This window comes from Arthrobacter sp. alpha11c (assembly GCF_054149985.1).
In genome coordinates this window covers 775,402-800,581 of the sequence record NZ_CP196747.1, presented here as the reverse complement: position 1 = coordinate 800,581, position 25,180 = coordinate 775,402, and the positions used below count along the sequence as shown (strand labels likewise).

Below are 25,180 nucleotides of genomic sequence, written 5' to 3'. Positions count from 1 at the left end.
TGGAATCGTGGCAAATCCAGCAAGTTACCGGCCCCAAACGGGTGAAATTCCCACCACCCCGGGCGTCTACCGTTTCCGCGACCCCCACGGCCGGGTCATCTACGTGGGCAAGGCCAAGAACCTCCGTTCCAGGCTGAATTCCTACTTTGCGAACCCGTCGGGGCTCCTACCCAAGACGCATGCGATGGTCCATGCCGCGAGCAGCGTGGAGTGGACCGTTGTGGGCAGCGAGTTGGAGTCGCTACAGCTGGAGTACACCTGGATCAAGGAATTCAAGCCGCGTTTCAACGTGGTCTTCCGGGACGACAAGACTTATCCCTACCTGGCCGTCACCATGGGGGAGAAGTACCCCAGGGTGCAGGTCATGCGTGGCGAGCGTAAAAAGGGCACCAGGTATTTTGGCCCCTACACGGCGGGCGCCATCCGGGAAACCATGGACACCCTGCTTCGCGTGTTCCCGGTCCGCAGCTGCAGCGCAGGCGTCCTCAAGCGGGCACAAGCCAGTGGACGCCCCTGCCTCCTGGGCTACATCGACAAATGCGCAGCACCCTGTGTCGGCCGCGTGACGCCGGAGGAGCACCGCCAACTTGCGGAGGACTTCTGCGCCTTCATGGGCGGGGAAGCCAAGCGCTTCATCAACCGGCTTGAAAAGGATATGGCGGCCGCCGTCGCGGAACTCGCCTATGAGCGCGCCGCACGGCTCAGGGACGACATCATCGCCCTGCGCAAGGTCTTCGAACGCAACGCCGTCGTCCTCGCGGAGGATACGGACGCCGACGTCTTCGCACTGCATGAAGATGAGCTCGAGGCCTCAGTGCAGGTGTTCCACGTCCGCGGCGGCCGGGTCCGTGGACAGCGTGGTTGGGTGGTGGAGAAAGTTGAAGACGCCACGACGCCGGAACTCATCGAGCACCTGCTGCAGCAGGTCTACGGGGAAGACAGCGAGGTCCAGGGCCGCATTCCCCGGGAAGTACTGGTTCCTGAGAATCCGAGCAACCATGCCGAGCTGAGTGAATGGCTGGGCGGGCTCCGCGGGGCAAAGGTGGATATCCGCGTGCCCCAGCGGGGTGACAAGGCAGCGCTCATGTCAACGGTGCGGGAGAATGCCGAGCAGGCGCTGAAGCTGCACAAGACCCACCGCGCCGGGGATATCACCGTCCGCTCGCTGGCCCTTCAGGAGCTTCAGGAGGCCCTTGAGCTTCCGGTTCCGCTGCTTCGGATCGAGTGTTTCGATATCTCGCACGTCCAAGGAACCAACGTGGTGGCGTCCATGGTGGTGGTAGAAGACGGCTTGCCCAAGAAGTCCGATTACCGCAAGTTCTCCATCACGGGAGCAGCAGCAGCCGATGATACTGCCGCCATGCACGATGTCTTGACGCGCCGCTTCCGCCACTACCTCACGGACAAGGCCGCCCAGGTGCCCGTCTCCGGCGAAATCATCAACCCAAGCCGTGCGGGCACCGCCGCCGCTGCCAATGGAACTGAAGCGCCGCCGTCGGACCCCACCATGCCGGCCCCCAAAGCCAAGTTCGCGTACCCGCCCAACCTGGTGGTGGTGGACGGCGGGCAGCCGCAGGTCAATGCGGCAGCGCGTGCTTTGGCTGAGTTGGGCATCGACGACGTCTACGTGGTTGGCCTGGCGAAGCGCCTTGAAGAGGTCTGGCTTCCCAACAGCGACTTCCCGGTGATCCTTCCCCGGACTTCGCAGGGCTTGTACCTGCTCCAGCGGATCCGCGATGAAGCGCACCGCTTCGCCATCACCTTCCATCGGCAAAAGCGCGGCAAGGCCATGACGGTCTCTGCCCTGGACGGGGTTCCGGGCCTGGGGGAGGCCAAACGCAAGGCCTTGGTGGCACATTTCGGCTCCCTCAAGAAGATCAGGGCTGCCAGTGTGGAAGAACTCACCTCCGCCAAGGGCATCGGTCCCGCGCTGGCAGCTGCCGTCGTGCAGCATCTGGGTTCCAGCGAAGACGCAGGAGAAGCCGCTCCTGCGGTGAACATGACAACCGGCGAAATCCTCGAATCTTAGCTAGGGTAAGAACTTGACCGGTGGCCGCAACTGCGATGCCACCGGTCAGGCTGTAACAACCACTTGTCAAGGAAACGGGGACCACTGATGGATGAGGCAACGGCAGGAGCCGGCGCGGAGCAGGACGGACTAACGCCCGTCAAGCCGGCGGAGGCGGAACTGCTGGTGGTCACCGGCATGTCGGGGGCGGGCCGCAGTACCGCTTCGGATGCCCTGGAGGACCACGGTTGGTACGTTGTAGACAACCTTCCTCCCCAGATGCTTGGCACCTTGGCGGAAATCGTCTCGCACGCGCCGAAATCCATCCCCAAGCTGGCCGTAGTGGTGGATGTCCGAAGCAAGGATCTCTTTACTGACATCCAGACTGCCCTGGGCGCCTTGAGCGCCACCGGCATCACGTTCCGGGTACTGTTCCTCGATGCCAGCGATGAAGTCCTGGTCCGCCGGTTCGAACAAGGCCGGCGTCCGCATCCACTGCAGGGCGGTGGACGGATCCTTGACGGAATCGGCGTAGAGCGTGAGGTCCTGCGCGAACTGCGGGAGCATGCCGACGTCGTCTTGGACACCAGTGAGTTCAACGTGCACGGCCTTGCAACAGCCATCACTGAGTTGTTCAGCGATACCGGACCTGTGACGCTCCGGCTGAATGTCATGAGTTTTGGATTCAAGTACGGCCTGCCCGTAGACGCCAACTTCGTGGCCGACGCCCGTTTCATTCCCAACCCGCACTGGGTGCCGCAACTTCGTCCCCACACAGGATTGGATGAGGACGTCAGCGACTACGTGCTCTCCGCTGATGGGGTCCAGGAGTTTGTCGACCGTTACGTCAAAGCCCTGGAACCGGTCCTGGACGGCTACCGCCAGGAGAACAAGCATTACGCCACCCTGGCGGTGGGATGCACCGGTGGCAAGCACCGTTCTGTGGCAGTCGCCGTCGAGCTCTCCAAACGCCTCGCGCAATATCCGCGCGTTACGGTGACAACCACCCACCGCGACCTGGGGCGTGAGTAATGGGAGTCCTCACGGGTCCATTGCCCCTCATCCCGCCGAAGGGCGTTCCGGGCAGCCAGCAAAATAAAAGTCCGTCCGTTGTTGCCCTCGGCGGCGGACACGGACTGGCGGCTTCGCTCTCCGCACTTCGCCTGTTGACGTCAGAACTGACGGCGATCGTCACGGTAGCTGACGACGGCGGCTCCTCCGGGCGTCTACGCGACGAGTACGGCGTCCTCCCGCCCGGCGACCTGCGGATGGCGCTCAGTGCACTTTGCGACGATACCGACTGGGGGCGGACATGGCGGGACGTCATGCAGCACCGCTTCACTGCAGGAACCGCCAAGGGCGGTTCCCTGGACCACCACGCGATGGGCAACCTGCTCATCGTCACCCTCTGGGAGCTGCTGGGGGATACCGTCGCCGGCCTCAAATGGGCCGGGGCGTTGCTGGGCGCGCGGGGCCAGGTGCTGCCGATGTCCAGTGTGCCTTTGACCATTGAGGGCCAGGCCAGGGTGGAACTGCCCGGCGGGGGACATGAACTGCAAACCGTCAGCGGCCAGGCGAAATGCGCGGTTGCGGGAAAACTGGAGGAAGTGCGGCTGCTGCCCGAGGATGCCCGAGCCTGCACTGAGGCACTCACCGCGATCGAACTCGCAGATTGGGTCATCCTCGGCCCAGGGTCCTGGTACACATCGGTATTGCCCCATTTGTTGCTCCCGGAGCTTCGGCAGGCCCTGGGCGATACCGCAGCCAAGCGGTGCCTCACCATGAACCTTGACGTCGAAACCAAGGAAACGTCCGGCATGACGGCGGCCGACCACCTGGATGTCCTGCGACGCTACGCGCCGGAGTTCAGCGTCGACGTCGTACTCGCCGATCCCTCCGCGATCCAGGACCTGAACGCCTTTGAGAAAGCCGCGGGGATGATCGGTGCGGAAGTGGTGTTGGGTAGAGTAGGGGCTTCGAGGCGCCGCCCCGTCCATGATCCACTGCTCTTGGCAGCGGCGTACCACGATATTTTCGGGAACAGTTAGGAATACACACGCGATGGCACTTACCGCGTCGGTCAAGGACGAACTGTCCCGGCTGGACATCAAGAAATCTTCAGTCCGTAAAGCTGAGGTTTCGGCGATGCTCCGCTTTGCAGGGGGCTTGCATATTATTTCGGGACGAATCGTTATCGAGGCTGAGGTGGACCTGGCCTCCACTGCCCGGCGTCTGCGCGCCGCGATTGCCGAGGTTTACGGACACCAGAGCGAGATCATCGTGGTCTCAGGTGGAGGCCTGCGCCGGGGCAGCCGCTACGTGGTCCGTGTCGTCCGCGACGGCGAAGCCCTGGCCCGCCAAACAGGACTGCTGGACGGTCGCGGCCGCCCGGTTCGCGGACTGCCTTCCGTAGTCGTCAATGGGTCCGCGGCCGATGCGGAAGCCGTCTGGCGCGGAGCTTTCCTGGCCCATGGATCCCTCACCGAACCAGGACGTTCTTCGTCCCTGGAAGTAACCTGTCCCGGGCCGGAGTCCGCGCTGGCACTGGTGGGTGCCGCCCGCCGGCTGGGCATACAGGCGAAGGCCCGCGAAGTGCGAGGCGTCGACCGCGTGGTTATCCGCGACGGTGACACGATCGCCGCCCTCCTCACCCGGATGGGCGCACATGACGCCTTGATGGTCTGGGAGGAGCGGCGCATGCGCAAGGAAGTCCGGGCCACCGCCAACAGGCTGGCCAACTTTGATGACGCCAATCTGCGCCGCTCGGCGCAGGCTGCCGTTGCGGCTGGCGCCAGGGTGGACCGGGCGCTTGAAATCCTGGGCGACGATGTTCCGGATCACCTGAAGTACGCAGGGGAACTCCGGGTCGCCCACAAGCAGGCAAGCCTGGACGAACTGGGCCGCCTTGCCGATCCCCCCATGACCAAGGACGCCATTGCCGGCCGGATCCGTCGTTTGCTCGCGATGGCCGACAAACGCGCCTTGGATCTCGGAATTCCGGGTACGGAAGCAAATGTGACTCCGGAAATGATGGACGAGTAGTTTCCGCCCATAGAATCGAGAACGTGTGGAGGAAATACTGCGAGGTCGCGGCGGGTTGTTCCCGTTGGTGGCAGGAGCAGCCTTCTTCCCCAAGGATTTCCGGCTGGCCTGCCGGCCGGATGAACACAACGAGAGTTACCAAACCGGACTTCGGTCCATTACATTGGAGGATTTCGTGACAGAGTACGTTCTGCCCGAGCTCGGCTACGACTACGCAGCTCTTGAGCCGCACATTTCGGCGAAGATCATGGAGCTGCATCACAGCAAGCACCACGCTGCCTACGTTGCAGGCGCCAACAACGCCCTCAAGCAGCTCGCTGAAGCCCGCGAATCGGGTGACTTCGCCAACATCAACCGCCTCTCCAAGGACCTCGCGTTCCACACCGGCGGACACATCAACCACTCCGTGTTCTGGAACAACATCTCCCCGGACGGCGGCGACAAGCCTGAGGGCGAACTCGCAGCCGCCATCGAGGACGCTTTCGGTTCGTTTGACGCTTTCCGTGCCCAGTTCACCGCTGCGGCACTGGGTCTGCAGGGTTCCGGTTGGGCCTTCCTGGCCTACGAGCCCATCGGTGGCAACCTGGTCATCGAGCAGCTTTACGATCAGCAGGGCAACGTCGCCGTTGGCACCACCCCGCTGCTCATGCTGGACATGTGGGAGCACGCGTTCTACCTGGACTACGTCAACGTCAAGGCAGACTACGTCGAGGCATTCTGGAACATCGCCAACTGGGCAGATGTCGCCAAGCGCTTCGAAGCAGCCCGCACCAACGCTACGGGCCTCATCGTTCTGTAGCTGGTGAGCCCCGGTTCACGTTGATGTAACAAAAGTCACATTAACAGTGAAATGGGACCAAATACTGGAAAGCCTGCCCCCGCAGTTGCGGGGGCAGGCTTAGTTAAACGTAAGATGGGTCACGGAAGGCGGTTAGCCTTCAGCAACGTGGCTGGTCGCCCTCCGATCTGATAATCACCTCTGCCCAATGACGTGCGGGGTCTGTTAGTTGGAAACATAAATCCGACTCACTAGGCGTGCTTGCAAGAGCACCAAGGAGATTGACACACAGTGACCACCCGTATTGGTATCAACGGCTTCGGCCGCATCGGCCGTAACTACTTCCGCGCAGCACTGGCCCAGGGCGCAGACCTTGAGATCGTCGCAGTCAACGACCTCACCAGCCCCGAGACCCTCGCCCACCTCCTGAAGTACGACTCCGTCGGCGGCCGTCTGACCCAGTCCGTGGAAGTCAAAGAGGGCAACCTGATTGTTAATGGACAGTCCATCACTGTCCTTGCTGAACGCGATCCCGCAAACCTTCCCTGGGGCGAGCTCGGCGTGGACATCGTCATCGAATCCACCGGGTTCTTCACCAAGGCTGCAGCTGCGCAGAAGCACATCGACGCCGGCGCCAAGAAGGTCCTCATCTCGGCACCTGCCAGCGACGAAGACATCACCATCGTCATGGGCGTGAACCACGAGCTCTACGATCCCGCGGCCCACCACATCATTTCCAACGCATCCTGCACCACCAACTGCCTTGGCCCGCTCGCCAAGGTAGTCAACGACGCCTTCGGCATCGAGCGTGGCCTGATGACCACGGTTCACGCCTACACGGCTGACCAGAACCTACAGGACGGCCCCCACGGCGACCTCCGCCGCGCCCGCGCTGCTGCCATCAACATGGTTCCCACCTCCACTGGTGCCGCCAAGGCCATCGGCCTGGTCCTGCCGGAGCTCAAGGGCAAGCTCGATGGCTACGCCATCCGCGTTCCCGTCCCCACCGGTTCCGCCACGGACCTTACGGTCACTGTTTCCCGCGAAGTTACGGTCCAGGAAGTCAACGCCGCAGTCAAGGCTGCCGCGGAGTCCCGATCAGTTCGCCGGCATCCTGAGCTACACGGATGCTCCCATCGTGTCCTCGGATATTGTTGGCGACCCCGCTTCCTCGATCTTCGACTCCGGCCTGACCAAGGTCATCGGCAACCAGGTCAAGGTTGTTTCCTGGTATGACAACGAGTGGGGCTACTCCAACCGCCTCGTCGACCTCACGGAGCTCGTCGCATCCAAGCTGGGCTAGGGTAGACACATGACATCTCACACCCTCAACGAACTCATCGCTGAAGGTGTCCGCGGGCGGTACATTCTGGTCAGAAGTGACCTTAATGTGCCGCTCGACGGCTCTACAGTGACCGACGACGGCCGCATCAAGGCCTCCCTCCCGGTCCTTAAGAAGCTCTCGGACGCCGGTGCCCGTGTGCTCGTAACCGCCCACCTCGGCCGCCCCAAGGGCGCCCCTGAGGAAAAGTACTCTTTGAAGCCCGCAGCGACCCGCCTTGCGGAACTTGCGGACTTCAACGTCCAATTGGCTGCTGATACCGTTGGCGACTCCGCCAAGGAGCTGGCAGCTGCATTGCAGGATGGCGAAGTACTCATCTTGGAAAACGTGCGTTTCGACGCCCGCGAGACCAGCAAGAACGACGCCGAGCGTGGCGCATTCGCTGACGAGCTGGTTGCCCTCACGGGTGACAACGGCGCGTTCGTGGACGATGCCTTCGGCGCGGTCCACCGCAAGCACGCCAGTGTCTACGACGTCGCAACGCGGCTGCCGTCTTACCTCGGCGACCTCGTCCACACCGAGGTGGAAGTTCTCCGGAAGCTCACCGCAGACACCCAGCGGCCTTACGTCGTTGTCCTGGGCGGTTCCAAAGTCTCGGACAAGCTGGCAGTCATCGACAACCTTCTTGGCAAGGCAGATACCATCCTGGTTGGTGGCGGCATGCTGTTCACCTTCCTCGCCGCCGAAGGCCACAAGGTAGCTGGCAGCCTCTTGGAAGAAGACCAGATTCCTGTCGTACAGGACTACCTCAAGCGTGCGGCTGACGCCGGTACGTCGTTCGTGATTCCTACGGACGTCGTGGTTGCAAGCCGTTTCGCGGCGGACGCCGAGCACGAAGTTGTCCGCGCGGATGCCATCGAGGAAAGCTCCTTTGGTGCCTCCGGCATTGGACTGGACATTGGGCCCGAATCAGCGTCTGCTTTTGCGGCGCAGATCGAAGGAGCCAAGACCGTCTTCTGGAACGGCCCCATGGGCGTCTTCGAATTCGAGGCATTCTCCAGCGGCACGCGGTCCATCGCGCAGGCCCTGACTGACACTGTGGCCTTCACAGTAGTTGGTGGCGGCGACTCAGCCGCAGCAGTAAGGACCCTCGGCTTCGAGGATTCCCAGTTTGGCCACATCTCCACCGGCGGTGGGGCCAGCCTGGAATATCTTGAAGGCAAGGAACTTCCGGGCCTCAGCGTCCTGGACCGCTAAACAGCAATCCGGCCGGCAGGACGCCCACGCGTCCTGCCGGCTGTTCCATTTATCAACGCATTCTTGGAGTTCATGTGACTACCTCTGCCAACGGCAACTTTGTCCGAAAGCCCTTCATCGCAGGCAACTGGAAGATGAACATGGACCATGTCCAGGGCATCACCTTGCTACAGAAGCTCGCCTGGACCCTCTCGGACGCCAAGCATGATTACAACCGTGTAGAGGTTGCTGTATTCCCTCCGTTCACTGATCTCCGCGGCGTTCAGACGCTCGTACAGGGCGATGAACTTGACGTTGTTTACGGCGGCCAGGACCTGTCCCAGTTCGATTCCGGAGCCTACACCGGTGACATCTCCGGCCAGTTCCTCAGCAAGCTGGGCTGCGCATACGTTTTGGTAGGGCACAGTGAACGCCGGACCATCCACAACGAGTCCGACGACGTCCTGAACGCCAAAGTCAAAGCGGCGTTCCGCCACGGTGTCACACCGGTCCTTTGTGTCGGTGAAGGCCTCGAAATCCGCCAGGCAGGAACACACGTGGAGCACACGCTAACCCAGCTGCGCGCCGGTGTCGAAGGCCTCACGCCGGAACAGGCTGCTGAGCTTGTGGTCGCCTATGAGCCCGTGTGGGCTATCGGAACCGGTGAAGTTGCAGGTCCGGACGATGCACAGGAAATGTGTGCTGCCATCCGCGCCGAACTTGCCAAGCTCTTCGACGAGGGCGTAGCTGAAAAGACGCGCCTTCTCTACGGAGGCTCCGTCAAGGCAAACAACGCTGCCGCCATCATGGCAGAAAACGATGTTGACGGCCTGCTTGTGGGTGGCGCCAGTCTGGACCCAGCTGAGTTTGCTAACATTGTCAGGTTCGAGAGCCACCTCGTCACGGACTAGTCCGGCTCCCGTTTTCCGCTTCTTCGAAAGGCCGTCGTGGACGTTCTTCATGTCATTCTGCAGATCCTGCTGGGCGTAACCAGCCTTCTGCTGACGCTGCTCATTCTTCTCCACAAAGGACGTGGAGGCGGTTTGTCCGACATGTTCGGTGGAGGCATGAGCTCCGGATTGAGCTCTTCCGGCGTCGCTGAGCGGAACCTGAACCGCTTCACCATCATTCTTGGTGTCACGTGGGGAGTCGTCATCATCGGCCTGGGCCTGATCATGCGCTTCACCTCGGGTGGCGATTCCTAATAGTTCGCGCGGGAAGGCTCCTCCAAGGGAGCCTTCCCAGCACTTCTGAATCAATCGGCACCAAACACCAGTGCCGCCGTCGTACCCCTCGCATTAGACTGGGCCTGTTGGCTGTAAGGCCTACGGGCCGTGACGGCCAACCACCGAGTCGCTAGGGGTTCGAAAATGGTTCATGGCACGCCTGGTTACCGGGGCACCCGCGTTGGTGTAGCACTCGGATCTGCTCCTCGGCATCAAAGCGACCACGGCGATGGAGAACAACTGCCGCGTATTCGTGTCCCGTATTGGTGCGCCAAGGGACACGAGACGCGGCTTGTTTTCCTTGAAACTTCCGGACGAACAAATACCCAAGAACTGGGACTGTCCCAAGTGCGGCCTCCTTGCATCCAGAGACCCAGGCCAGGTTGCGGAAACCCGGCCGGAAGACGACCTCTTCAAGTCCCACTTGGATTACGTTAAAGAAAGACGCTCCAGCCAGGACGCCGAAATCGTCCTGGCTGGAGCGTTGGAGCGGTTACGCGCCCGCGGGGTCCTTCCGGACCAACTGCTGGGGGACACGTGACGCTGCGTTCTCGTCGATGAGCCAAAGGGTCCTCGAGCGCCCAACGGGGCCCGCTGCGGGGACCTGAACAGGGTTGGCGCCTGCCAGGGCAAGGCCTACTGCACCGGCCTTGTCCTCGCCCGCTACCACCATCCAGATTTCCTGAGCCGTGTTGATGGCCGGCAAAGTCAAGGAAATGCGCGACGGCGGCGGCTTGGGTGAGTTTTCGACGCCCACCACCGTACGGTTCTTCTCCCTGATGGCTGCCTGCTCCGGGAAGAGTGATGCCACGTGGGCGTCTGGACCTACACCGAGCAGCAGTACGTCAAAGCGCGGCAAGATACCGGGCTCCTCCGGACGGGTATCGGACATGTCAGCTGCATGCTCTGCCTCTGCTGCTGCCTTCAGCCTGTCGGCATAGTCAGCCGCAGCGTCGTCAGCCGATGCGAACTCGTCCGAAGAACCGGGCTCGTGGACCCGGGCAGGGTCAACCGGCAGGTGAGCCAGCAGAGCCTGGTGTGCCTGGCGGGTGTTGCGGTCATCGCTGTCTGCTGCAACAAAGCGCTCATCACCCCACCAGAAGTTCACCTTTGACCAGTCGACAGCTGGTGCCGCAGCGGAGTCCGCCACCGCTTTCAGGGTGCCGATCCCGACAGTTCCTCCTGTCAGGACCACCGTGGCCTCACCGTGCTTGTCCTGGACATCCACAAGCTTGGTGATAAGGCGGGCCGCAATGGCCGCCATGAGCACCTTGGAATCGGGGTGGATGCTTACTCTGGGCTCAGCGTGCACTGGTCTGGACTCTCCTCTGACTGGTTAATGGCAGTCCCATCGTAATCACTTCTCCGAAGACTTCGTCGGGGTCCAGCCGGCGGAGTTCTTCGGCGAGGCAATCCTTCAGGCTGCGCCGGGGGAGGGTGATGCGCTGGGCAGGCTGGCCGGGCTGTGTCAGCTCGGCCACGGACAATCCGGGGCGGAAAAGCTGGACGTCACCGCTGGCACGTGTCATGCGGACGCGGCGGATGCCGGTGCCAGCCGGATCGGCAACGATCGTGACCGGTGCCTGCAGGGCAAGGCCCAACCAGGCTGCGAGGAGCAGGGTGCTGGGGGAGTCCGAAGCACCTTCAACGGCTACGGCGGAGACCGGGTCATTGTCCACTTGGTCGAACACGGCAGCGAGTTGCATGCGCCAGTTGGTCAAGCGGGTCCAGGCGAGGTCTGTGTCGCCTGCCTTGTATGTCCGGCGAATGTTCTCCAGCGCCTGGGTGGGGTCGGGCTCGTTCGCGGAGTCCGTGATGCGACGGTGTGCAATACGACCAATGGACGTCTCGCAGGCACTTTCCGGTGCGCCGTGAGGCCACCAGGCCACAATCGGTGCATCCGGAAGCAGGAGGCCTGCCACCAGGGATTCACTTTCATGGGCCATGTGGCCGAACCCTCGGAGGACGATGACTTCGGAAGCACCGGCGTCGCCGCCGACGCGGATCTGCGCGTCAAGCCGGTCCGGTGCCTCAACCCCGGCATCGGCCAGCACGATGATGCGGCAGGGGTGTTCGCGGCTGGCCTCGTTGGCCGCCTCGATAGCGTCTTCTTCCTGCCCGGACTTCGTGACAACCACCAGGGTCAGCACCCGGCCCAGAGCGATCACGCCGCCCTGTTCCCGCAGCGACATGATCTTCTTGGAGATCTTGGAGGTGGTTGTGTCGGGAAGATCTACGATCATGGCCTTCTCCAGGTTCGTCCATCGCGGGCAAGGAGTTCATCGGCTGAAGCCGGTCCCCAGCTACCGGGTGCGTACGGTTGCGGTTGTTCTTCCAGAGCCGCCCAGTAGTCTTCGAACGGGTCCAGGATCTTCCAGGACAGCTCGACTTCCTGGTGGCGCGGGAAGAGCGGGGGCTCGCCCAGGAGTACATCCAGGATGAGTCGTTCGTAGGCTTCGGGGCTGGACTCGGTAAACGAGTGGCCGTAGCCGAAGTCCATCGTGACGTCGCGGACTTCCATTTGCGTGCCCGGGACTTTGGAACCGAACCGGATCGTGGCACCTTCGTCGGGCTGGACACGGATCACCACGGCGTTCTGGCCGAAGTCGTCATCGTTGTGGTCCCGGAACAGCAGGTTGGGTGCACGCTTGAACACAACCGCGATTTCAGTCACGCGGCGGCCCAGGCGCTTACCGGCACGCAGATAGAACGGCACACCGTTCCAGCGGCGGGTGTTGATGTCCACGCGGATCGCAGCATAGGTTTCGGTCTTGGAATCAGCCGGAATACCGTCCTCATCCAGATAACCCAGTACCTCTTCGCCGCCCTGCCAGCCACCGGTGAACTGTCCCCGGGCCGAATGGGTGGACAGGTCATCGGGCAGCTTAACGGCCGCGAGGACCTTTTCCTTCTCGGCACGCAGGTCATCGGCGTTGAAAGAAATAGGTTCTTCCATTGCCGTCAAGGCCAGGAGCTGCAGCAGGTGGTTCTGGATCACGTCTCGCGCCGCGCCTACGCCATCGTAATAACCTGCACGGCCGCCAGTGCCGATGTCCTCGGCCATGGTGATCTGGACATGGTCAACGTAGTTGGCATTCCAGAGAGGTTCGAACAACTGGTTTGCAAAGCGCAGGGCCAGGATGTTCTGCACCGTTTCCTTGCCCAGGTAATGGTCAATCCGGAAGACTGCATCCGGCGGGAACACTGACTCGACGATGTCGTTGAGCTGACGGGCGGACTCGAGGTCGTGACCGAACGGCTTTTCGATGACCACGCGGCGCCATTGCCCGGGCTTCGCCTGCGCCAGGCCATGCTTGGACAACTGGCGGCAGACCTGCTCGAATGCCTTGGGCGGGATGGAGAGGTAGAAACCGTGGTTGCCGCGCGTGCCGCGGGTCTCGTCCAGCTCCTCCAGCACGTCTCCGAGTCGCTCAAAGGCGTCGTCGTCGTCGAATTCGCCCTGAACAAAGCGGATGCCCGAAGCCAACTGTTCCCAGACGGCTTCATCAAACTTGGTCCGTGCGTGGGCCTTGACGTTCTCTTTCACCTCTGCCGCGAAGTCGGCGTTGTCCCACTCGCGGCGTCCGAATCCCACCAAGGCAAAGCTCGGCGGAAGCAGGCCGCGGTTGGCGAGGTCATAGACCGCAGGCATGAGTTTCTTACGGGCGAGGTCGCCGGTGACTCCGAAGAACACCAACGACGACGGCCCGGCGATGCGGTTCAGGCGCCGGTCCCGCGGATCCCGCAAGGGGTTCCGCAGGCCGGCGTTCTTCCTGCCGTTTTCAGTTTCTGGCATGTTTGGTTTTGTGCCTTAGCTTTCGAGTGCGCTGGCCTGGCCGGCCAGTGCAGCGACGACTTCCTGGAGCTGGGCTACGCCTGCAGCACGCTCGGTGAGGTGCAGGCGCAACACGGGACGGCCATGGCCTTCCAGGACCTGGGCATCGCCCGAGGCCTGTGCAGCAATGAGCTCCCCGAACGTGAAGGGGCGGTCAGGAATTTCCAGATCCAAAGACGATGCTGCGGTGATCTGAAGGAACACACCAATAGCCGGACCGCCCTTATGGAACTGGCCTGTGGAATGCAGGAACCGCGGGCCCCAGCCGAACGTCACCGGACGGCCGGAGACAGCGGCGAGTTCGTCACGGATGCCTTCAAGGGGCGCATGGGAGATGCGGTCCAGGTAAGCCTGGACGCTCAGGTAACCGTCCGAGCCGAGCTGGGCCAGAAGTGCCTGCACGGCTTCGGCTGCGGTGGAAGCACTACCGAGCCAATCGCCGCCGCGAACTTCCACGACACCGTCGGTGAACGCGGCCGGAGTGGGCTCAGGGCGGGCATCCAGCAGGCCGCGCGCGGCCACCTTGGCGGCCTCGACGTCGGGCTGGTCAAACGGGTTGATGCCCAGCAGACGTCCTGCAACTGCGGTCGCGAATTCCCAAAGGAACATCTGGGAAGCCAGGCCGCCTGCGATCGCAACTTCGTTTTCCCGAAGTTCGACGTCGGCGTCCGCACTAACCAGTCGGACCACCAGAACGTCCTCGGCGCCGCCAAGGGCCTCAGGGGAATCCGGGCCCGCGACAACAGGCAGCACACCCGTGCCGAGCTTGCCCGTGGACTCCGCGATGAGCTGCTCGGCCCAATCAGCGAAGCCCACAATGCCGGAACCGTCCTCGGCAATGACGATCTTGTTGCGCAGAGGATTGGTGCCGCCCAGGGCAATGCCCAAAGCAAGACCAATGTTGTCCTCTGAGTCCTCGTTGAGGATCTCGGCAGCCTCCTCAGCTTCGTCCAGGAAAGCCTGGATGTCCACGCCAGCCAGCCCGCAAGGGACAAGCCCGAACGCCGTAAGGGCAGAGAAACGGCCGCCGACGTTGGGATCGGCATTGAAGACGGCACGGTAACCGGCTTCGCGGGATGCCTTGTCCAGCGGAGAACCCGGATCCGTGACGATGATGATTCGACTCTTGGCATCAATACCGGCGTCGTTGAACGCTTTCCCGAACACCCTGCGCTGGGAGTCAGTCTCAACAGTTGAACCCGACTTGGAGGACACCACAATCGCAGTCTCCGCCAACCGGTCCGTCAAAGCAGCGCTGACCTGCTCAGGATCTGTGCTGTCCAGCACAGTCAGCTTGACGCCGGCGGTGCCGGCAATGACCTCGGGAGCCAAGGAGGAGCCACCCATGCCACAGAGGACAATACGGGAGACACCCTCGGCGCGGAGAGCATCGCGAAGCTCGAGAATGCCCTCCACCAAAGGTTGCGATACGGCGGCAGCCTCAACCCAGCCCAGACGGATGGCCGACTCGGACTCCGCTTCAGGACCCCACAGCGTGTGGTCTTTGGCGAAAATCCTCGTGGCGACCTTGTCGTCTACCAGGCTGGTGATGTTCTGGGCGATGGCCTGCTGCGCGGCACCGCTGGCGTCGTAGCTGATTGTGCTCATGGTTGGTTAGGAAGCCTTCCGTGCGGTGGCGAGGGCGCCTTCAACGTCGGCCAGGAGTTCCTTCCAGCTGGCCACGAACTTCTCGAGGCCTTCGGACTCAAGCACGGCTACGACGTCGTTGTAGGAAACGCCAACGGCTTCGAGTGCGTCGAGGGTCTGGTTCGCTTCTGTGTAGGTGCCCGTGATGGTGTCTCCGGTGACTACGCCGTGATCGAACGTTGCGTCGAGGGTCTTTTCCGGCATGGTGTTGACCACGCCGGGGGCCACGAGTTCGGTGACGTACAGGGTGTCGGGGTAGGCCGGGTCCTTGACGCCGGTGGAGGCCCAGAGCGGACGCTGGGGGAGGGCGCCGGCCTCAGCGAGCAAGGCCCAGCGTTCGGTGGAGAACTGCTCTTCGTACACCTGGTAGGCGAGGCGTGCGTTGGCGACGCCTGCCTTGCCCTTGAGGGCCTTGGCTTCGTCGGTGCCGATGGCGTCCAGGCGCTTGTCGATCTCGGTGTCCACGCGGGAAACGAAGAAGGATGCCACGGAGTGGATTTTGGAGAGGTCGTGGCCGTTGTCCTTGGCCTGCTCCAGGCCGGACTGGAAGGCGTTGATGACGGCGCGGTAGCGCTCCAGGGAGAAGATCAGGGTCACGTTGACGCTGATGCCCTCGGCCAGGGTTGCCGTGATGGCTTCCAGGCCTTCCAGGGTTGCCGGGATCTTGATGTGGACGTTGTCCTTGTTGACCTTGCCATACAGGTGCTTGGCCTCGGCGATCGTGGCCTGGGTGTCCCACGCCAGGCGGGGATCCACCTCGATGGACACTCGGCCATCCACGCCGTTGGTGGCGGCAGCGATCGGTGCGAACAGATCGCAGGCGTCGGCGACGTCCGTGGTGGTGATCTCGAAGATGGTCTCTTCGACGCTGGCACCGGCCGCGGCCTGCGCGGCGATCGTGGCGTCATAGTCCGTGCCGGTGGTGATGGCAGCGTGGAAGATGGACGGGTTGGTGGTGACACCGACTACGTTCTTTTCGTCGATGAGCTTCTGCAACGTGCCCGTTTCGAGGCGGTTGCGTGAAAGGTCGTCGAGCCAGATGGAAACGCCGGCGTCGGAGAGTTGCTGCGTGGGGGTGCTGGTCATTGTTTTCTCCTTGATAGAGGTATCAGGCGCTCAGGCCTGCGAGGGAGTCTTTTGCAGCGGCGGCAACGGCTTCGGCAGTGATGCCGAATTCCTGGAACAACCGCTTGTAGTCTGCCGAGGCACCGAAGTGCTCAAGGGAGACCGAACGTCCGGCATCACCGACGAATTCGCGCCATCCAAGTGCAAGGCCGGCTTCGACGGAAACGCGTGCCTTCACATCGGCAGGGAGCACGGACTCACGGTAGGCCTCGTCCTGCTTGTTGAACCATTCCACGCACGGCATGGAAACAACGCGGGTGGCGATGCCTTCGGCCTGGAGTGCTTCGCGCGCCGCCACGGCGAGCTGGACCTCGGAGCCCGTGCCGATCAGGATGACCTGCGCGTCAACGGTTTCGCCGTCCTTGGAAGCCTCAGCCAGGACGTAACCACCCTTGGCCACACCAGCGGTGGAGCCGAAGGTGTCACCTTCTGCGGTGCCTTCGCCGCGGGCGTAGGTGGGGATGTTCTGGCGGGTCAGCACGATGCCGGCCGGGTTCTCGTGGTTCTCCAGCATCGCCTTCCATGCTGCCGAGACCTCGTTCGCGTCACCGGGGCGGACGACGTCCAGGCCCGGGATGGCACGCAGCGAAGCGAGCTGCTCCACGGGCTGGTGGGTGGGACCGTCTTCGCCCAGGCCGATGGAGTCGTGCGTCCATACGTACAAGGACGGCACACCCATCAACGCGCCGAGGCGGATGGCCGGGCGCTGGTAATCCGAGAAGATCAGGAACGTGCCCGAGAACGCACGCGTGCGTCCATGCAGGGAAATGCCGTTCACGATCGACGCAGCTGCGTGCTCACGTATACCGAAGTGCAGGACCCGTCCGTACGGGTTGCCCTTCCAAGCGTCCGTGGAGCGCGAGGTGGGAATGAACGACGGCGAACCCTCGATCGTGGTGTTGTTGGACTCGGCGAGATCGGCGGAACCGCCCCACAGCTCGGGAAGGACCGGGCCGATGGAGTTCAGGACCTTGCCCGATGCTGCTCGGGTGGAGACGTCCTTGCCGGCTTCGAACACGGGCAGCGCGGCGTCGATGCCCACGGGAAGCTTCTTGGCCTCAACGCGCTCCAGCAGGGCAGCAGCGTCCGGGTTGGCGGACTGCCAGGCCTCGAACGAGGACTGCCACGCAGCGCGGGATTCGGCGCCACGGTCCAGGACCTTGCGGGCGTGTGCCAGGACCTCTTCGTCAACATCGAAGGACTTGGCGGGATCGAAACCGAGCACGGTCTTCAGTGCTGCGACTTCCTCGGCCCCCAGGGCCGAGCCGTGGATCTTGCCCGTGTTCTGCTTCTTCGGGGCCGGGTAGCCAATGATGGTCCGCAGCGAAATGATGGACGGCTTGTTCGTCTCAGCCTTCGCAGCCAGCAGTGCGGAGTAGAGTTCCTGGACGTCCTCGACGTAATCCCCGGTCTTGGTCCAGTCCACGCCCTGGGTGTGCCAGCCGTAGGCTTCGTAGCGCTTCAGGACATCTTCGGTGAAAGCAACGTCGGTATCGTCTTCAATGGAAATGTGGTTCTCGTCGTAGATCACCACGAGGTTGCCCAGTTCCTGGTGGCCAGCCAGCGAGGACGCCTCGGACGTCACACCTTCCTGGAGGTCGCCGTCGGATGCGATAACCCAGATCGTGTGGTCAAACGGCGACTCACCGGCGGGAGCATCGGCGTCGAACAGGCCGCGCTGGCGGCGCTGGGAGTAAGCGAAACCAACAGCCGAAGCCAGGCCCTGGCCCAACGGGCCGGTAGTGATCTCCACGCCCGCAGTGTGCTTGTACTCGGGGTGGCCCGGGGTCAGCGAACCCCAGGTACGCAGTGCTTCAAGGTCCTTCAATTCCAGGCCGTATCCGGAGAGGAACAGCTGGATGTAAAGGGTCAGTGATGTGTGGCCGGGGGACAGGACGAACCGGTCACGCCCGATCCAGTCAGGGTTCTTCGGGTCATGGCGCATCAGCTTCTGGAACAGCAGGTACGCTGCCGGAGCCAAGCTCATTGCCGTGCCGGGGTGGCCATTTCCAACCTTCTCCACGGCGTCAGCGGCCAACACGCGAACGGTGTCAACTGCCTTCTGATCCAGATCGGTCCATGACAGTTCTTGCTCTTCCAAATGTGGCACGAAAACCGAGCCCCTCTCTGTGCTGACGGCAGGCGGAAGGACACGGCACGCAGGAAGCACAGGATGGCGCCCGCTGCAATGTGTCTACCAGCCGTTCACCATTGAAACGTTGATCCTTCATCCAGACGCACGGATTTTCCGAGAATACGGTTTCCCGGAGTGTCAACGTGTGCTGATCTGCTCAACAGCTTAGCCCCAAACGTGTCCTGAGACTCAGGGAATCCCACTAACTGGACAGAATTTCCCTTATATGAATCACGATGGCGCCGCTGGGAAGTGAACTTTCCGAAACATTGGCGTATTTTGCGGACACGGACGCACTTCCAGCCACGGTATGATATCTGGAGGCCACCAGCGGTTCATGCGCCTGCGGTTCCATCTCGGAAACCCCGGACTGCAGCCGCTGCGAGAACCCCAGAGCATAGAACAGAGTGACTGCCGCCGTGAGCACAACTGATACGCCCCTCAACGCGTCCCCGGCCCGGGGAAGCATCGGAATCTCCCGTAAGTTAAAGGCGTATCTGGCTCTCACCAAGCCCCGTGTCATCGAGCTGCTCCTGGTCAGCACGCTCCCCACCATGATCTTTGCCCAGCGCGGCTTCCCGTCCATCGGACTGATTCTGGCGACTCTCGTTGGCGGCGCTTTCGCGGCGGGCAGCGCCGGCGTGTTCAACTGCTACATCGACCGCGACATCGACAAATTGATGCACCGCACCGAGAAGCGTCCGTTGGTCACCGGTGAAGTTTCGCCCAGGGAGGCTTTGGTCTTCGCCTGGATTCTTGGTGCCGCTTCAATCGCCATCCTGTGGTTCGGTGCGAATCCGCTGTCCGCATGGCTTGGACTGGGTGCCATCGTTTTCTACGTGGTCATCTACACCATGATCCTGAAGCGCCGCACCGCACAAAACATCGTTTGGGGCGGGGCCGCCGGCTGCTTCCCGGTACTGATCGCCTGGGCTGCGGTCACCAACACGGTTGAGTGGCCTGCCATTGTGCTGTTCATGGTCATTTTCCTGTGGACGCCCCCGCACTACTGGCCTCTGTCCATGCGCTACGGCGAGGACTACCGCAACGCCAAGGTGCCCATGCTCGGAGCAATTGCCGGGGCCAAAGTTGTGTCCGTTCAGGTGGTTCTCTATGCCTGGGCCATGGTGGCCTGCTCGCTGCTGATGATTCCCGTTGGCGGCGCCGGCTGGGTCTATACAATTGCCGCCGTCGCTGCCGGCGCCTGGTTCCTGTACGAGAGCCACGCCCTCTACAAGCGGGCACAAGGCGGCGACGTCTCCAACAAGGGTGCCATGAAGGTCTTCCACGGTTCCATCAGTTACCTGACGCTGCTTTTCATCGCGCTGGCAGTAGACCCGTTCATCGGATCACCGATCATCGGCGGCTAACCTCCGCGACGGCTTCCACAAAGAAGCAAGACAAAGAAGGCACGACGACAAAGAAGGCACGACGCCGGCACTCACCCGAGTTCCGGCGTCGCGCCTTTTCGTTTCCCCCCGGATGTTCTCTCACATCCGAGCGTATTTTTGCCGATCTTCTCTCACATCCGAGCCCATTCCTACCGATCTTCTCTCACCCGCCGACTGAACAAACGTCTCAGGGGGAACGTCTAAGGGGAGTGTGGGAATCCTAAGGGGAGTGTCGAAATAATGGTGGATCCCGAAAACCTGAGGTGGATGTGCGAGAAGATCCCGCCCAGCGCCGCCGGACGTGAGAGAACATCCCGCCCCAGCGCCGCCGGACGTGAGAGAAGATCCCGCCCAGCGCCGCCGGATGTGAGAGAGGGCTACTTGGCGGGGCTGGACTTTGCGATGTCGGCCGCGTTGGTCGATGCGCTCATTAGCAGGGCTGCCCCCAGCATGTGTGCGCCCACGAGAAGCGCAGGAATTCCGTTGTAGTACTGGGTGAACCCGATGACGGCCTGGAGCAACGTCACGGCGAGCAGCAGGAACGAAGCGGTTCGGAACGGGCCGCCTATCTTATGCCGGACCACAAGGTATACAGCCAACAGCGTCCCTGCTGTGATCAGGTAGGCGGGCACAGCGTGAATGTGTGAGAAAAGGTCCCAGTCCAGATCATTGCGGGGCGCATCGGCATCGCCCGCGTGCGGACCGGCGCCTGTGACTACTACGCCGAGCATGACAGCTATGGCCGAGAAGACGGCGACAGCCAGCATAACGGGGCGGGCAACCGAAGGCAGTGTGGGCAGTACCTGGTTCATGAATCGGCCGGTGCGGCCGAAGGCGCGGTTCACGAGCAGCGTCGCGAAGATAACCAAGGCCATGGATACCAGGAAGTGCAGGCCCACAACCCAGGGGTTGAGGTTGGACAGGACCGTGATTCCGCCGATGATGGCCTGGGCCGGGATGCTCGCCAGGAGGCCGAGAGCGAGCATGAAGAGATCGCGACGTTCCTTGCGGAGATTCCACAAGTAGACCAGCATGAGTGCGGCAACCGCCGCCAACGCGAACGTGAGCATACGGTTCCCGAACTCGATAAAACCGTGAATGCCCATTTCAGGCGTGTTGACGAGGGATTCGTCCGTGCACCGCGGCCACGTGGGGCAACCGAGGCCCGAAGCCGTAAGGCGAACTGCACCACCGGTCACCACGAGTACTGTCTGTCCGATCAGCGAAAGGACAGATAGCCGGCGGATAGTGCGGTTTACTTCCGTTGGCAGCTTGGTGGTGAATCGCTGGACGGATTTGGGGAGGCGCGATGCCGTGCTCACAGTTTGCTCAACTCTCAGTTCTGCTTGTTGTCAGTTCCACTTGAACCACCGAATAGCTGCCGCGCCGGCCAGCAGGGTCCACGTCAGGAGGACCAGGACGGCCGGGAAGGGCACAATGCCCAGCAGGAACGCATCCCGCAATGCCTGGCCCAGTGCACCGGAGGGCAGGAAGTGAACGATGCCCTGGGCCAAAGCTGGAAGCCTCTCCGCCGGGACAACGATCCCGCCCAACGCTCCGAGGAGGATCCACAGAAGATTGGTGATGGCCAGGGTAGCTTCAGGCCGCACTGTTCCGGCGACCAGGAGCCCCAGCGCCGTGAACGCAGCCGCACCAAGGATGAGGATCCCAAGGCCTGGAAGCCATGCCTCCGGCCGCGGCTGCCAGCCCAGGAATCCGGCGACAACCCCCACTACCAGTACTTGAAGGAAGAGAACGACGAGCACAGCGAGTATCTTGCCCGCGATCAGGCCACCACGCCCCAGTGGGGTGGTGGAGAGGAAGCGAAGAACGCCGTAACGCCGGTCAAATCCCGTAGCGATGCCTTGGCCAGTGAAAGCGGTGGACATGGCACAGAGAGCGAGGATTCCAGGCGTGGCTACGTCAACGCGAGAGCCTCCGAGCCCATCCAACAGCGGAGTAACAGTCAGGCCGGCCAAAGCAAGCAGCGGCAGGACGACGGCAAGAATCAGTTGCTCGCCGTTCCGCAGCATCGTGATGGTCTCATAACGGCCCTGCTGCAGAATGCGGCGAGGCAGGGAAGCGGGTCCGGCGTTGGGGGAGAGGAGCTTGCTCATCGGAGGTCCCTTCCGGAAATGTCCAGGAAAACGTCCTCGAGGCTCCGCGCCTCGAGTCTTAGTGACGCTGGCATGATGTTCCGTGCGGCCCACCAGGCGGTCAGCGCGGCAAGGTCCGCGGGCGCCAGGGCACCGGTGATCGAGTAGCTGCCGGCACGGGTTTCAAGGACTTGCAGACCTGTGCCAAGGACGTCTTTGAACTCGAGTCCCGGCGGCGCGTCGAAGAAGAGGGTCCGGTCAGTGATCGCGGTGTCGGTGGAATGATCGTGCCGCAGGAGGTCGGCGACCGTTCCCTCGGCGACGTTGTGTCCGCCGTCGATGATGTAGACGTAGTCAGCCAGGCGCTCGGCGTCATCCATGAGGTGCGTCGTGAGGATGATGCCCATGCCGGCGTCGCGCAGTTCCGCAATAAGGTCGAAAACCACTTGGCGCGAATGCGGATCCAATCCAGCGCTGGGTTCATCCAGGAAGAGGACCTCGGGATTCCCGATCAACGCCGCAGCCAGAGCCACCCGTTGCTTTTGGCCACCTGAAAGGCGCCGCACACTGGTGCGGCTGAATTGGGCAATGCCAAGTCGGTCCACGAGGGCGTCGACGTCCATGGGGTTGCGGTACATGCCGGCAACATGTCGCAACAGGGGGATTGGACGGGCCGACGGCGGGAGGCCGCCATCCTGAAGCATGACACCTACCCGGGACCTCAAGTCAGCGCCGGCAGTATCCGGGTCTGCGCCCAGAAGCGAAATGGTTCCCCCTGTCCGTTTCTGCAAACCCTGCGCACATTCAAGGGTGGTGGTCTTGCCGGCGCCGTTGGCTCCAAGGAGAGCCGTAATCCGGCCCCGCTCAGCCACCATGGACAGCCCACTAACAACCCGGAGCATTTTGCCGTCAAGGGAGGCCAGGGGCCCTACATCTGTTAATGAGTCCGTCTATAGTGAGGACAGGGGAATCAGTGGATCGCACCAGAGTATTCTACGTGAAGTAGTACGGTCACACTTGGTGGGTGACTAAGGTCAGTCTTGCCTTACTGGATGCATGAAACAAATTACGACATGATTGTGTTGTGTATTCCATGAGCAGTCCAATTTCCATGCCCTCAAGGCGGCATGCTGCAGCGGCGGAGGCCTATGCGCCTTCTTCTGCGCTGCCGGACGCGGAAGACCGTACAAGGGACCGCGTCCTTGGTGCAGTGTTGGAGAACGGCCCCGTCAGTGCTGCTGAGTTGGGTGACCTTCTTGGCTTCACGCCGGCAGCGGTCCGCCGCCACCTGGATCACTTGGAGCGGAATGGCGTTATCGAAGTCAAGCGCGTTGCCAAGGCAGGAGCCGGGGCGGGACGCCCTGCGCGCCGCTATGTCCTGAGTTCACAAGGGCAATCCAAGCTTGGCGATGACTATTTGAACATCGCCAGCTCCGCGCTCCGGCGACTCCAGGAAATCGCCGGCGAGGATGCAGTCCGCGAATATGCTGAAGAGCGCTTCTCTGAAATGGAGCGCCGCTATGCGCCCGAAGTTGCGGCCGCCGGGCAGGACATCCCCGCCCGCGCCTTGGCCTTGTCCAAGGCCCTCAGCCGGGACGGCTACGTAGCCTCTGCCCATTCCATTGAGGCAAAAGCCCCACTGCCTGCAGAATTTTCCAGTGTGCAGCTGTGTCAGGGACATTGCCCCATCCAACAGCTCGCCGCGGAATTCCCTGTTTTTTGTGACAGCGAGACCAAAGTCTTTTCCCGCTTGGTGGGCGTCGATGTCCGGCGTCTTTCAACCCTGGCGCAAGGCGGGCACGTCTGCACCACCCACATACCTACCGGGCGACCAGCTGCCACGGTGCCTCACAGCACCGCAGAGCAGTCCGGGAACCCGTACCAGGAATCAAACAACCAGCAAGAAAGGCCGTGATGACGGACCAACTAGCAGAGAAAGCGGTAGCTGACGGCACTGTGATCTCGGAGATTCTGGAGAAGAATCCCGAACTGCACGGTATCGGAAACTACGAGTACGGCTGGGCCGATAAGAACGACGTAGGCGCGAATGCCCGTCGTGGCCTCAACGAGGACGTTGTCCGCGACATCTCCTCGAAGAAGAACGAGCCCGAATGGATGCTCGATCTGCGCCTCAAGGGCCTGAAGTACTTCGACCGCAAGCCCATGCCAACTTGGGGTGCAGACCTCTCCGGCATCGACTTCGACAACATCAAGTACTTTGTGCGTTCCACCGAGAAGCAGGCGGCAACGTGGGAAGACCTGCCCGAAGACATCCGGAACACCTACGAAAAGCTCGGCATCCCGGAAGCTGAGCGCAGCCGGCTCGTTTCCGGCGTCGCGGCCCAGTACGAATCCGAAGTTGTCTACCACCAGATCCGCGAGGACCTCGAAGCCCAGGGCGTTATCTTCCTGGACACGGACACCGCTCTGCGCGAACACCCGGAGATCTTCCAGGAGTACTTCGGCACCATCATCCCCGTGGGCGACAACAAGTTCGCTTCGCTGAACACGGCAGTATGGTCCGGTGGATCGTTCGTGTACGTGCCCAAGGGCGTGCACGTGGACATCCCGCTGCAGGCTTACTTCCGTATCAACACGGAGAACATGGGCCAGTTCGAGCGCACCCTGATCATCGCCGATGAGGACTCCTACGTCCACTACATCGAAGGTTGCACGGCTCCGATCTACACTTCGGATTCCCTGCACTCCGCCGTTGTGGAGATCATCGTGAAGAAGGGCGCCCGCGTCCGCTACACGACCATCCAGAACTGGTCCAACAACGTGTACAACCTCGTCACCAAGCGTGCCATCTGCGAAGAGGGCGCCACCATGGAATGGATCGATGGCAACATCGGCTCCAAGGTGACCATGAAGTACCCGGCCGTTTACCTGGTAGGCGAGCATGCCAAGGGTGAAACCCTGTCCATCGCATTTGCCGGCGAGGGCCAGCACCAGGACACCGGCTCCAAGATGGTGCACATCGCACCGAACACCAAGAGCTCCATCATTTCCAAGTCCGTGGCCCGCGGCGGTGGCCGTGCGGCTTACCGCGGCTTGGTCCAGGTCCGCGAAGGTGCAAAGCACTCGGCCAACACGGTCCGTTGTGATGCCCTCCTGGTGGACACCATTTCCCGCTCGGACACGTACCCGTACATCGACATCCGCGAGGACGACGTCGTCATGGGTCACGAGGCCACCGTTTCCCGCGTCAGCGAAGAGCAGCTCTTCTATCTGATGTCCCGCGGCATGCCTGAGGACGAGGCCATGGCCATGATCGTGCGCGGCTTCATTGAGCCGATCGCCCGTGAACTGCCCATGGAATATGCCCTTGAGCTGAACCGCTTGATTGAACTGCAGATGGAAGGGTCCGTCGGTTAACA

Annotated in this window: 20 protein-coding genes and 2 pseudogenes; 13 read left to right on the top strand and 9 right to left on the bottom strand. The window is 62.2% G+C overall.

Annotated elements, in window-relative coordinates:
* Window positions 1-7 precede the first annotated feature (7 nt).
* From uvrC to ACTAQJ_RS03675, 10 genes and pseudogenes are all read left to right on the top strand, one after another.
* Window positions 8-2,029, top strand: a complete 2,022-nt coding sequence (gene uvrC / locus ACTAQJ_RS03720; RefSeq protein ID WP_498700783.1) for an excinuclease ABC subunit UvrC — start codon at window positions 8-10, stop codon at window positions 2,027-2,029.
* Between the two features lie 87 nt (window positions 2,030-2,116).
* On the top strand, window positions 2,117-3,040 hold the full coding sequence (gene rapZ, locus ACTAQJ_RS03715; RefSeq protein ID WP_498700781.1) for an RNase adapter RapZ: 924 nt from the start codon (window positions 2,117-2,119) through the stop codon (window positions 3,038-3,040).
* Window positions 3,040-4,056 (top strand): gluconeogenesis factor YvcK family protein, encoded by a 1,017-nt coding sequence (locus tag ACTAQJ_RS03710; protein ID WP_498700778.1) that lies wholly within the window; start codon window positions 3,040-3,042, stop codon window positions 4,054-4,056. Before rapZ ends, ACTAQJ_RS03710 begins: the two co-directional genes overlap by 1 nt.
* 13 nt (window positions 4,057-4,069) lie before the next feature.
* Complete coding sequence (whiA, locus tag ACTAQJ_RS03705) at window positions 4,070-5,050, top strand: DNA-binding protein WhiA (protein ID WP_018777554.1); 981 nt, start codon at window positions 4,070-4,072, stop codon at window positions 5,048-5,050.
* Between the two features lie 175 nt (window positions 5,051-5,225).
* A complete protein-coding gene (locus tag ACTAQJ_RS03700; protein WP_498700776.1) occupies window positions 5,226-5,849 on the top strand; it encodes a superoxide dismutase in 624 nt (207 codons plus the stop codon).
* 270 nt (window positions 5,850-6,119) lie between these two features.
* Window positions 6,120-7,131: pseudogene (gap, locus tag ACTAQJ_RS03695) on the top strand (type I glyceraldehyde-3-phosphate dehydrogenase).
* 9 nt (window positions 7,132-7,140) lie between these two features.
* Window positions 7,141-8,367 carry a phosphoglycerate kinase gene (locus tag ACTAQJ_RS03690; RefSeq protein WP_498700774.1) on the top strand — a complete coding sequence of 409 codons (1,227 nt, stop codon included), beginning with the start codon at window positions 7,141-7,143 and terminating at the stop codon, window positions 8,365-8,367.
* 74 nt (window positions 8,368-8,441) lie between these two features.
* Window positions 8,442-9,257: a triose-phosphate isomerase gene (gene tpiA, locus ACTAQJ_RS03685; protein WP_431115206.1), complete on the top strand. Its 816-nt coding sequence runs from the start codon at window positions 8,442-8,444 to the stop codon at window positions 9,255-9,257.
* A gap of 36 nt (window positions 9,258-9,293) precedes the next feature.
* Window positions 9,294-9,551: a preprotein translocase subunit SecG gene (gene secG, locus ACTAQJ_RS03680; protein ID WP_216925786.1), complete on the top strand. Its 258-nt coding sequence runs from the start codon at window positions 9,294-9,296 to the stop codon at window positions 9,549-9,551.
* Between the two features lie 250 nt (window positions 9,552-9,801).
* Window positions 9,802-10,113: an RNA polymerase-binding protein RbpA gene (locus ACTAQJ_RS03675; protein ID WP_498700770.1), complete on the top strand. Its 312-nt coding sequence runs from the start codon at window positions 9,802-9,804 to the stop codon at window positions 10,111-10,113.
* Here the strand turns inward: ACTAQJ_RS03675 and pgl are convergent.
* From pgl to tkt, 6 genes are read right to left on the bottom strand one after another with little or no spacing between them, the layout of a single operon-like run.
* On the bottom strand, window positions 10,066-10,884 hold the full coding sequence (gene pgl / locus ACTAQJ_RS03670; RefSeq protein ID WP_498700767.1) for a 6-phosphogluconolactonase: 819 nt from the start codon (window positions 10,882-10,884) through the stop codon (window positions 10,066-10,068). The genes ACTAQJ_RS03675 and pgl overlap by 48 nt on opposite strands.
* Window positions 10,874-11,815, bottom strand: coding sequence for a glucose-6-phosphate dehydrogenase assembly protein OpcA (locus tag ACTAQJ_RS03665; protein WP_477515612.1), 942 nt, complete (start codon window positions 11,813-11,815; stop codon window positions 10,874-10,876). Before ACTAQJ_RS03665 ends, pgl begins: the two co-directional genes overlap by 11 nt.
* Complete coding sequence (gene zwf, locus ACTAQJ_RS03660) at window positions 11,812-13,368, bottom strand: glucose-6-phosphate dehydrogenase (RefSeq protein ID WP_431115210.1); 1,557 nt, start codon at window positions 13,366-13,368, stop codon at window positions 11,812-11,814. The genes ACTAQJ_RS03665 and zwf overlap by 4 nt, the downstream gene beginning before the upstream one ends.
* A 15-nt stretch (window positions 13,369-13,383) precedes the next feature.
* Complete coding sequence (locus tag ACTAQJ_RS03655; RefSeq protein WP_498700766.1) at window positions 13,384-15,015, bottom strand: phosphoglucose isomerase-related protein; 1,632 nt, start codon at window positions 15,013-15,015, stop codon at window positions 13,384-13,386.
* A 6-nt stretch (window positions 15,016-15,021) separates the two neighbouring features.
* A complete protein-coding gene (gene tal, locus ACTAQJ_RS03650; protein WP_477515614.1) occupies window positions 15,022-16,140 on the bottom strand; it encodes a transaldolase in 1,119 nt (372 codons plus the stop codon).
* Window positions 16,141-16,162: 22 nt separating this feature from the next.
* Window positions 16,163-18,289, bottom strand: a complete 2,127-nt coding sequence (gene tkt / locus ACTAQJ_RS03645) for a transketolase (RefSeq protein WP_498700765.1) — start codon at window positions 18,287-18,289, stop codon at window positions 16,163-16,165.
* 431 nt (window positions 18,290-18,720) lie between these two features.
* On the opposite strand from tkt, the gene ACTAQJ_RS03640 reads away from it, so the two are divergent.
* Window positions 18,721-19,683 (top strand): heme o synthase, encoded by a 963-nt coding sequence (locus ACTAQJ_RS03640; RefSeq protein WP_216925779.1) that lies wholly within the window; start codon window positions 18,721-18,723, stop codon window positions 19,681-19,683.
* 398 nt (window positions 19,684-20,081) lie between these two features.
* Here the strand turns inward: ACTAQJ_RS03640 and ACTAQJ_RS03635 are convergent, their stop codons facing one another.
* The 3 genes and pseudogenes from ACTAQJ_RS03635 to ACTAQJ_RS03625 all read right to left on the bottom strand — a co-directional run bounded on the left by ACTAQJ_RS03635 (window position 20,082) and on the right by ACTAQJ_RS03625 (window position 22,784).
* Complete coding sequence (locus tag ACTAQJ_RS03635; protein WP_498700763.1) at window positions 20,082-21,026, bottom strand: COX15/CtaA family protein; 945 nt, start codon at window positions 21,024-21,026, stop codon at window positions 20,082-20,084.
* Between the two features lie 30 nt (window positions 21,027-21,056).
* A complete protein-coding gene (locus ACTAQJ_RS03630) occupies window positions 21,057-21,821 on the bottom strand; it encodes an ABC transporter permease (RefSeq protein ID WP_498700762.1) in 765 nt (254 codons plus the stop codon).
* Window positions 21,818-22,784, bottom strand: a pseudogene (locus tag ACTAQJ_RS03625) (ABC transporter ATP-binding protein). The gene ACTAQJ_RS03630 and the pseudogene ACTAQJ_RS03625 overlap by 4 nt, the downstream one beginning before the upstream one ends.
* 109 nt (window positions 22,785-22,893) lie before the next feature.
* Here ACTAQJ_RS03625 and ACTAQJ_RS03620 point away from each other — a divergent pair.
* Together ACTAQJ_RS03620 and sufB are read left to right on the top strand one after the other, a co-directional pair.
* The gene (locus tag ACTAQJ_RS03620; protein ID WP_498700759.1) at window positions 22,894-23,715 is read left to right on the top strand and encodes a helix-turn-helix transcriptional regulator; all 822 of its coding nucleotides are present in this window, start codon (window positions 22,894-22,896) and stop codon (window positions 23,713-23,715) included.
* A complete protein-coding gene (gene sufB, locus ACTAQJ_RS03615) occupies window positions 23,715-25,178 on the top strand; it encodes a Fe-S cluster assembly protein SufB (RefSeq protein ID WP_431115218.1) in 1,464 nt (487 codons plus the stop codon). The genes ACTAQJ_RS03620 and sufB overlap by 1 nt, the downstream gene beginning before the upstream one ends.
* The last annotated feature ends 2 nt before the right edge of the window (window positions 25,179-25,180 follow it).

Excerpts from the sequence above, each read along its gene's own strand:
- ACTAQJ_RS03675 (WP_498700770.1), top strand. The coding sequence starts at position 9,802 with ATGGAGAACAACTGCCGCGTATTCGTGTCCCGTATTGGTGCGCCAAGG.
- rapZ (WP_498700781.1), top strand. The coding sequence starts at position 2,117 with ATGGATGAGGCAACGGCAGGAGCCGGCGCGGAGCAGGACGGACTAACG.
- sufB (WP_431115218.1), top strand. The coding sequence starts at position 23,715 with ATGACGGACCAACTAGCAGAGAAAGCGGTAGCTGACGGCACTGTGATC.
- ACTAQJ_RS03630 (WP_498700762.1), bottom strand. The coding sequence starts at position 21,821 with ATGAGCAAGCTCCTCTCCCCCAACGCCGGACCCGCTTCCCTGCCTCGC.
- tal (WP_477515614.1), bottom strand. The coding sequence starts at position 16,140 with ATGACCAGCACCCCCACGCAGCAACTCTCCGACGCCGGCGTTTCCATC.
- ACTAQJ_RS03620 (WP_498700759.1), top strand. The coding sequence starts at position 22,894 with ATGAGCAGTCCAATTTCCATGCCCTCAAGGCGGCATGCTGCAGCGGCG.
- whiA (WP_018777554.1), top strand. The coding sequence starts at position 4,070 with ATGGCACTTACCGCGTCGGTCAAGGACGAACTGTCCCGGCTGGACATC.
- ACTAQJ_RS03655 (WP_498700766.1), bottom strand. The coding sequence starts at position 15,015 with ATGAGCACAATCAGCTACGACGCCAGCGGTGCCGCGCAGCAGGCCATC.
- zwf (WP_431115210.1), bottom strand. The coding sequence starts at position 13,368 with ATGCCAGAAACTGAAAACGGCAGGAAGAACGCCGGCCTGCGGAACCCC.
- ACTAQJ_RS03665 (WP_477515612.1), bottom strand. The coding sequence starts at position 11,815 with ATGATCGTAGATCTTCCCGACACAACCACCTCCAAGATCTCCAAGAAG.
- ACTAQJ_RS03710 (WP_498700778.1), top strand. The coding sequence starts at position 3,040 with ATGGGAGTCCTCACGGGTCCATTGCCCCTCATCCCGCCGAAGGGCGTT.
- ACTAQJ_RS03690 (WP_498700774.1), top strand. The coding sequence starts at position 7,141 with ATGACATCTCACACCCTCAACGAACTCATCGCTGAAGGTGTCCGCGGG.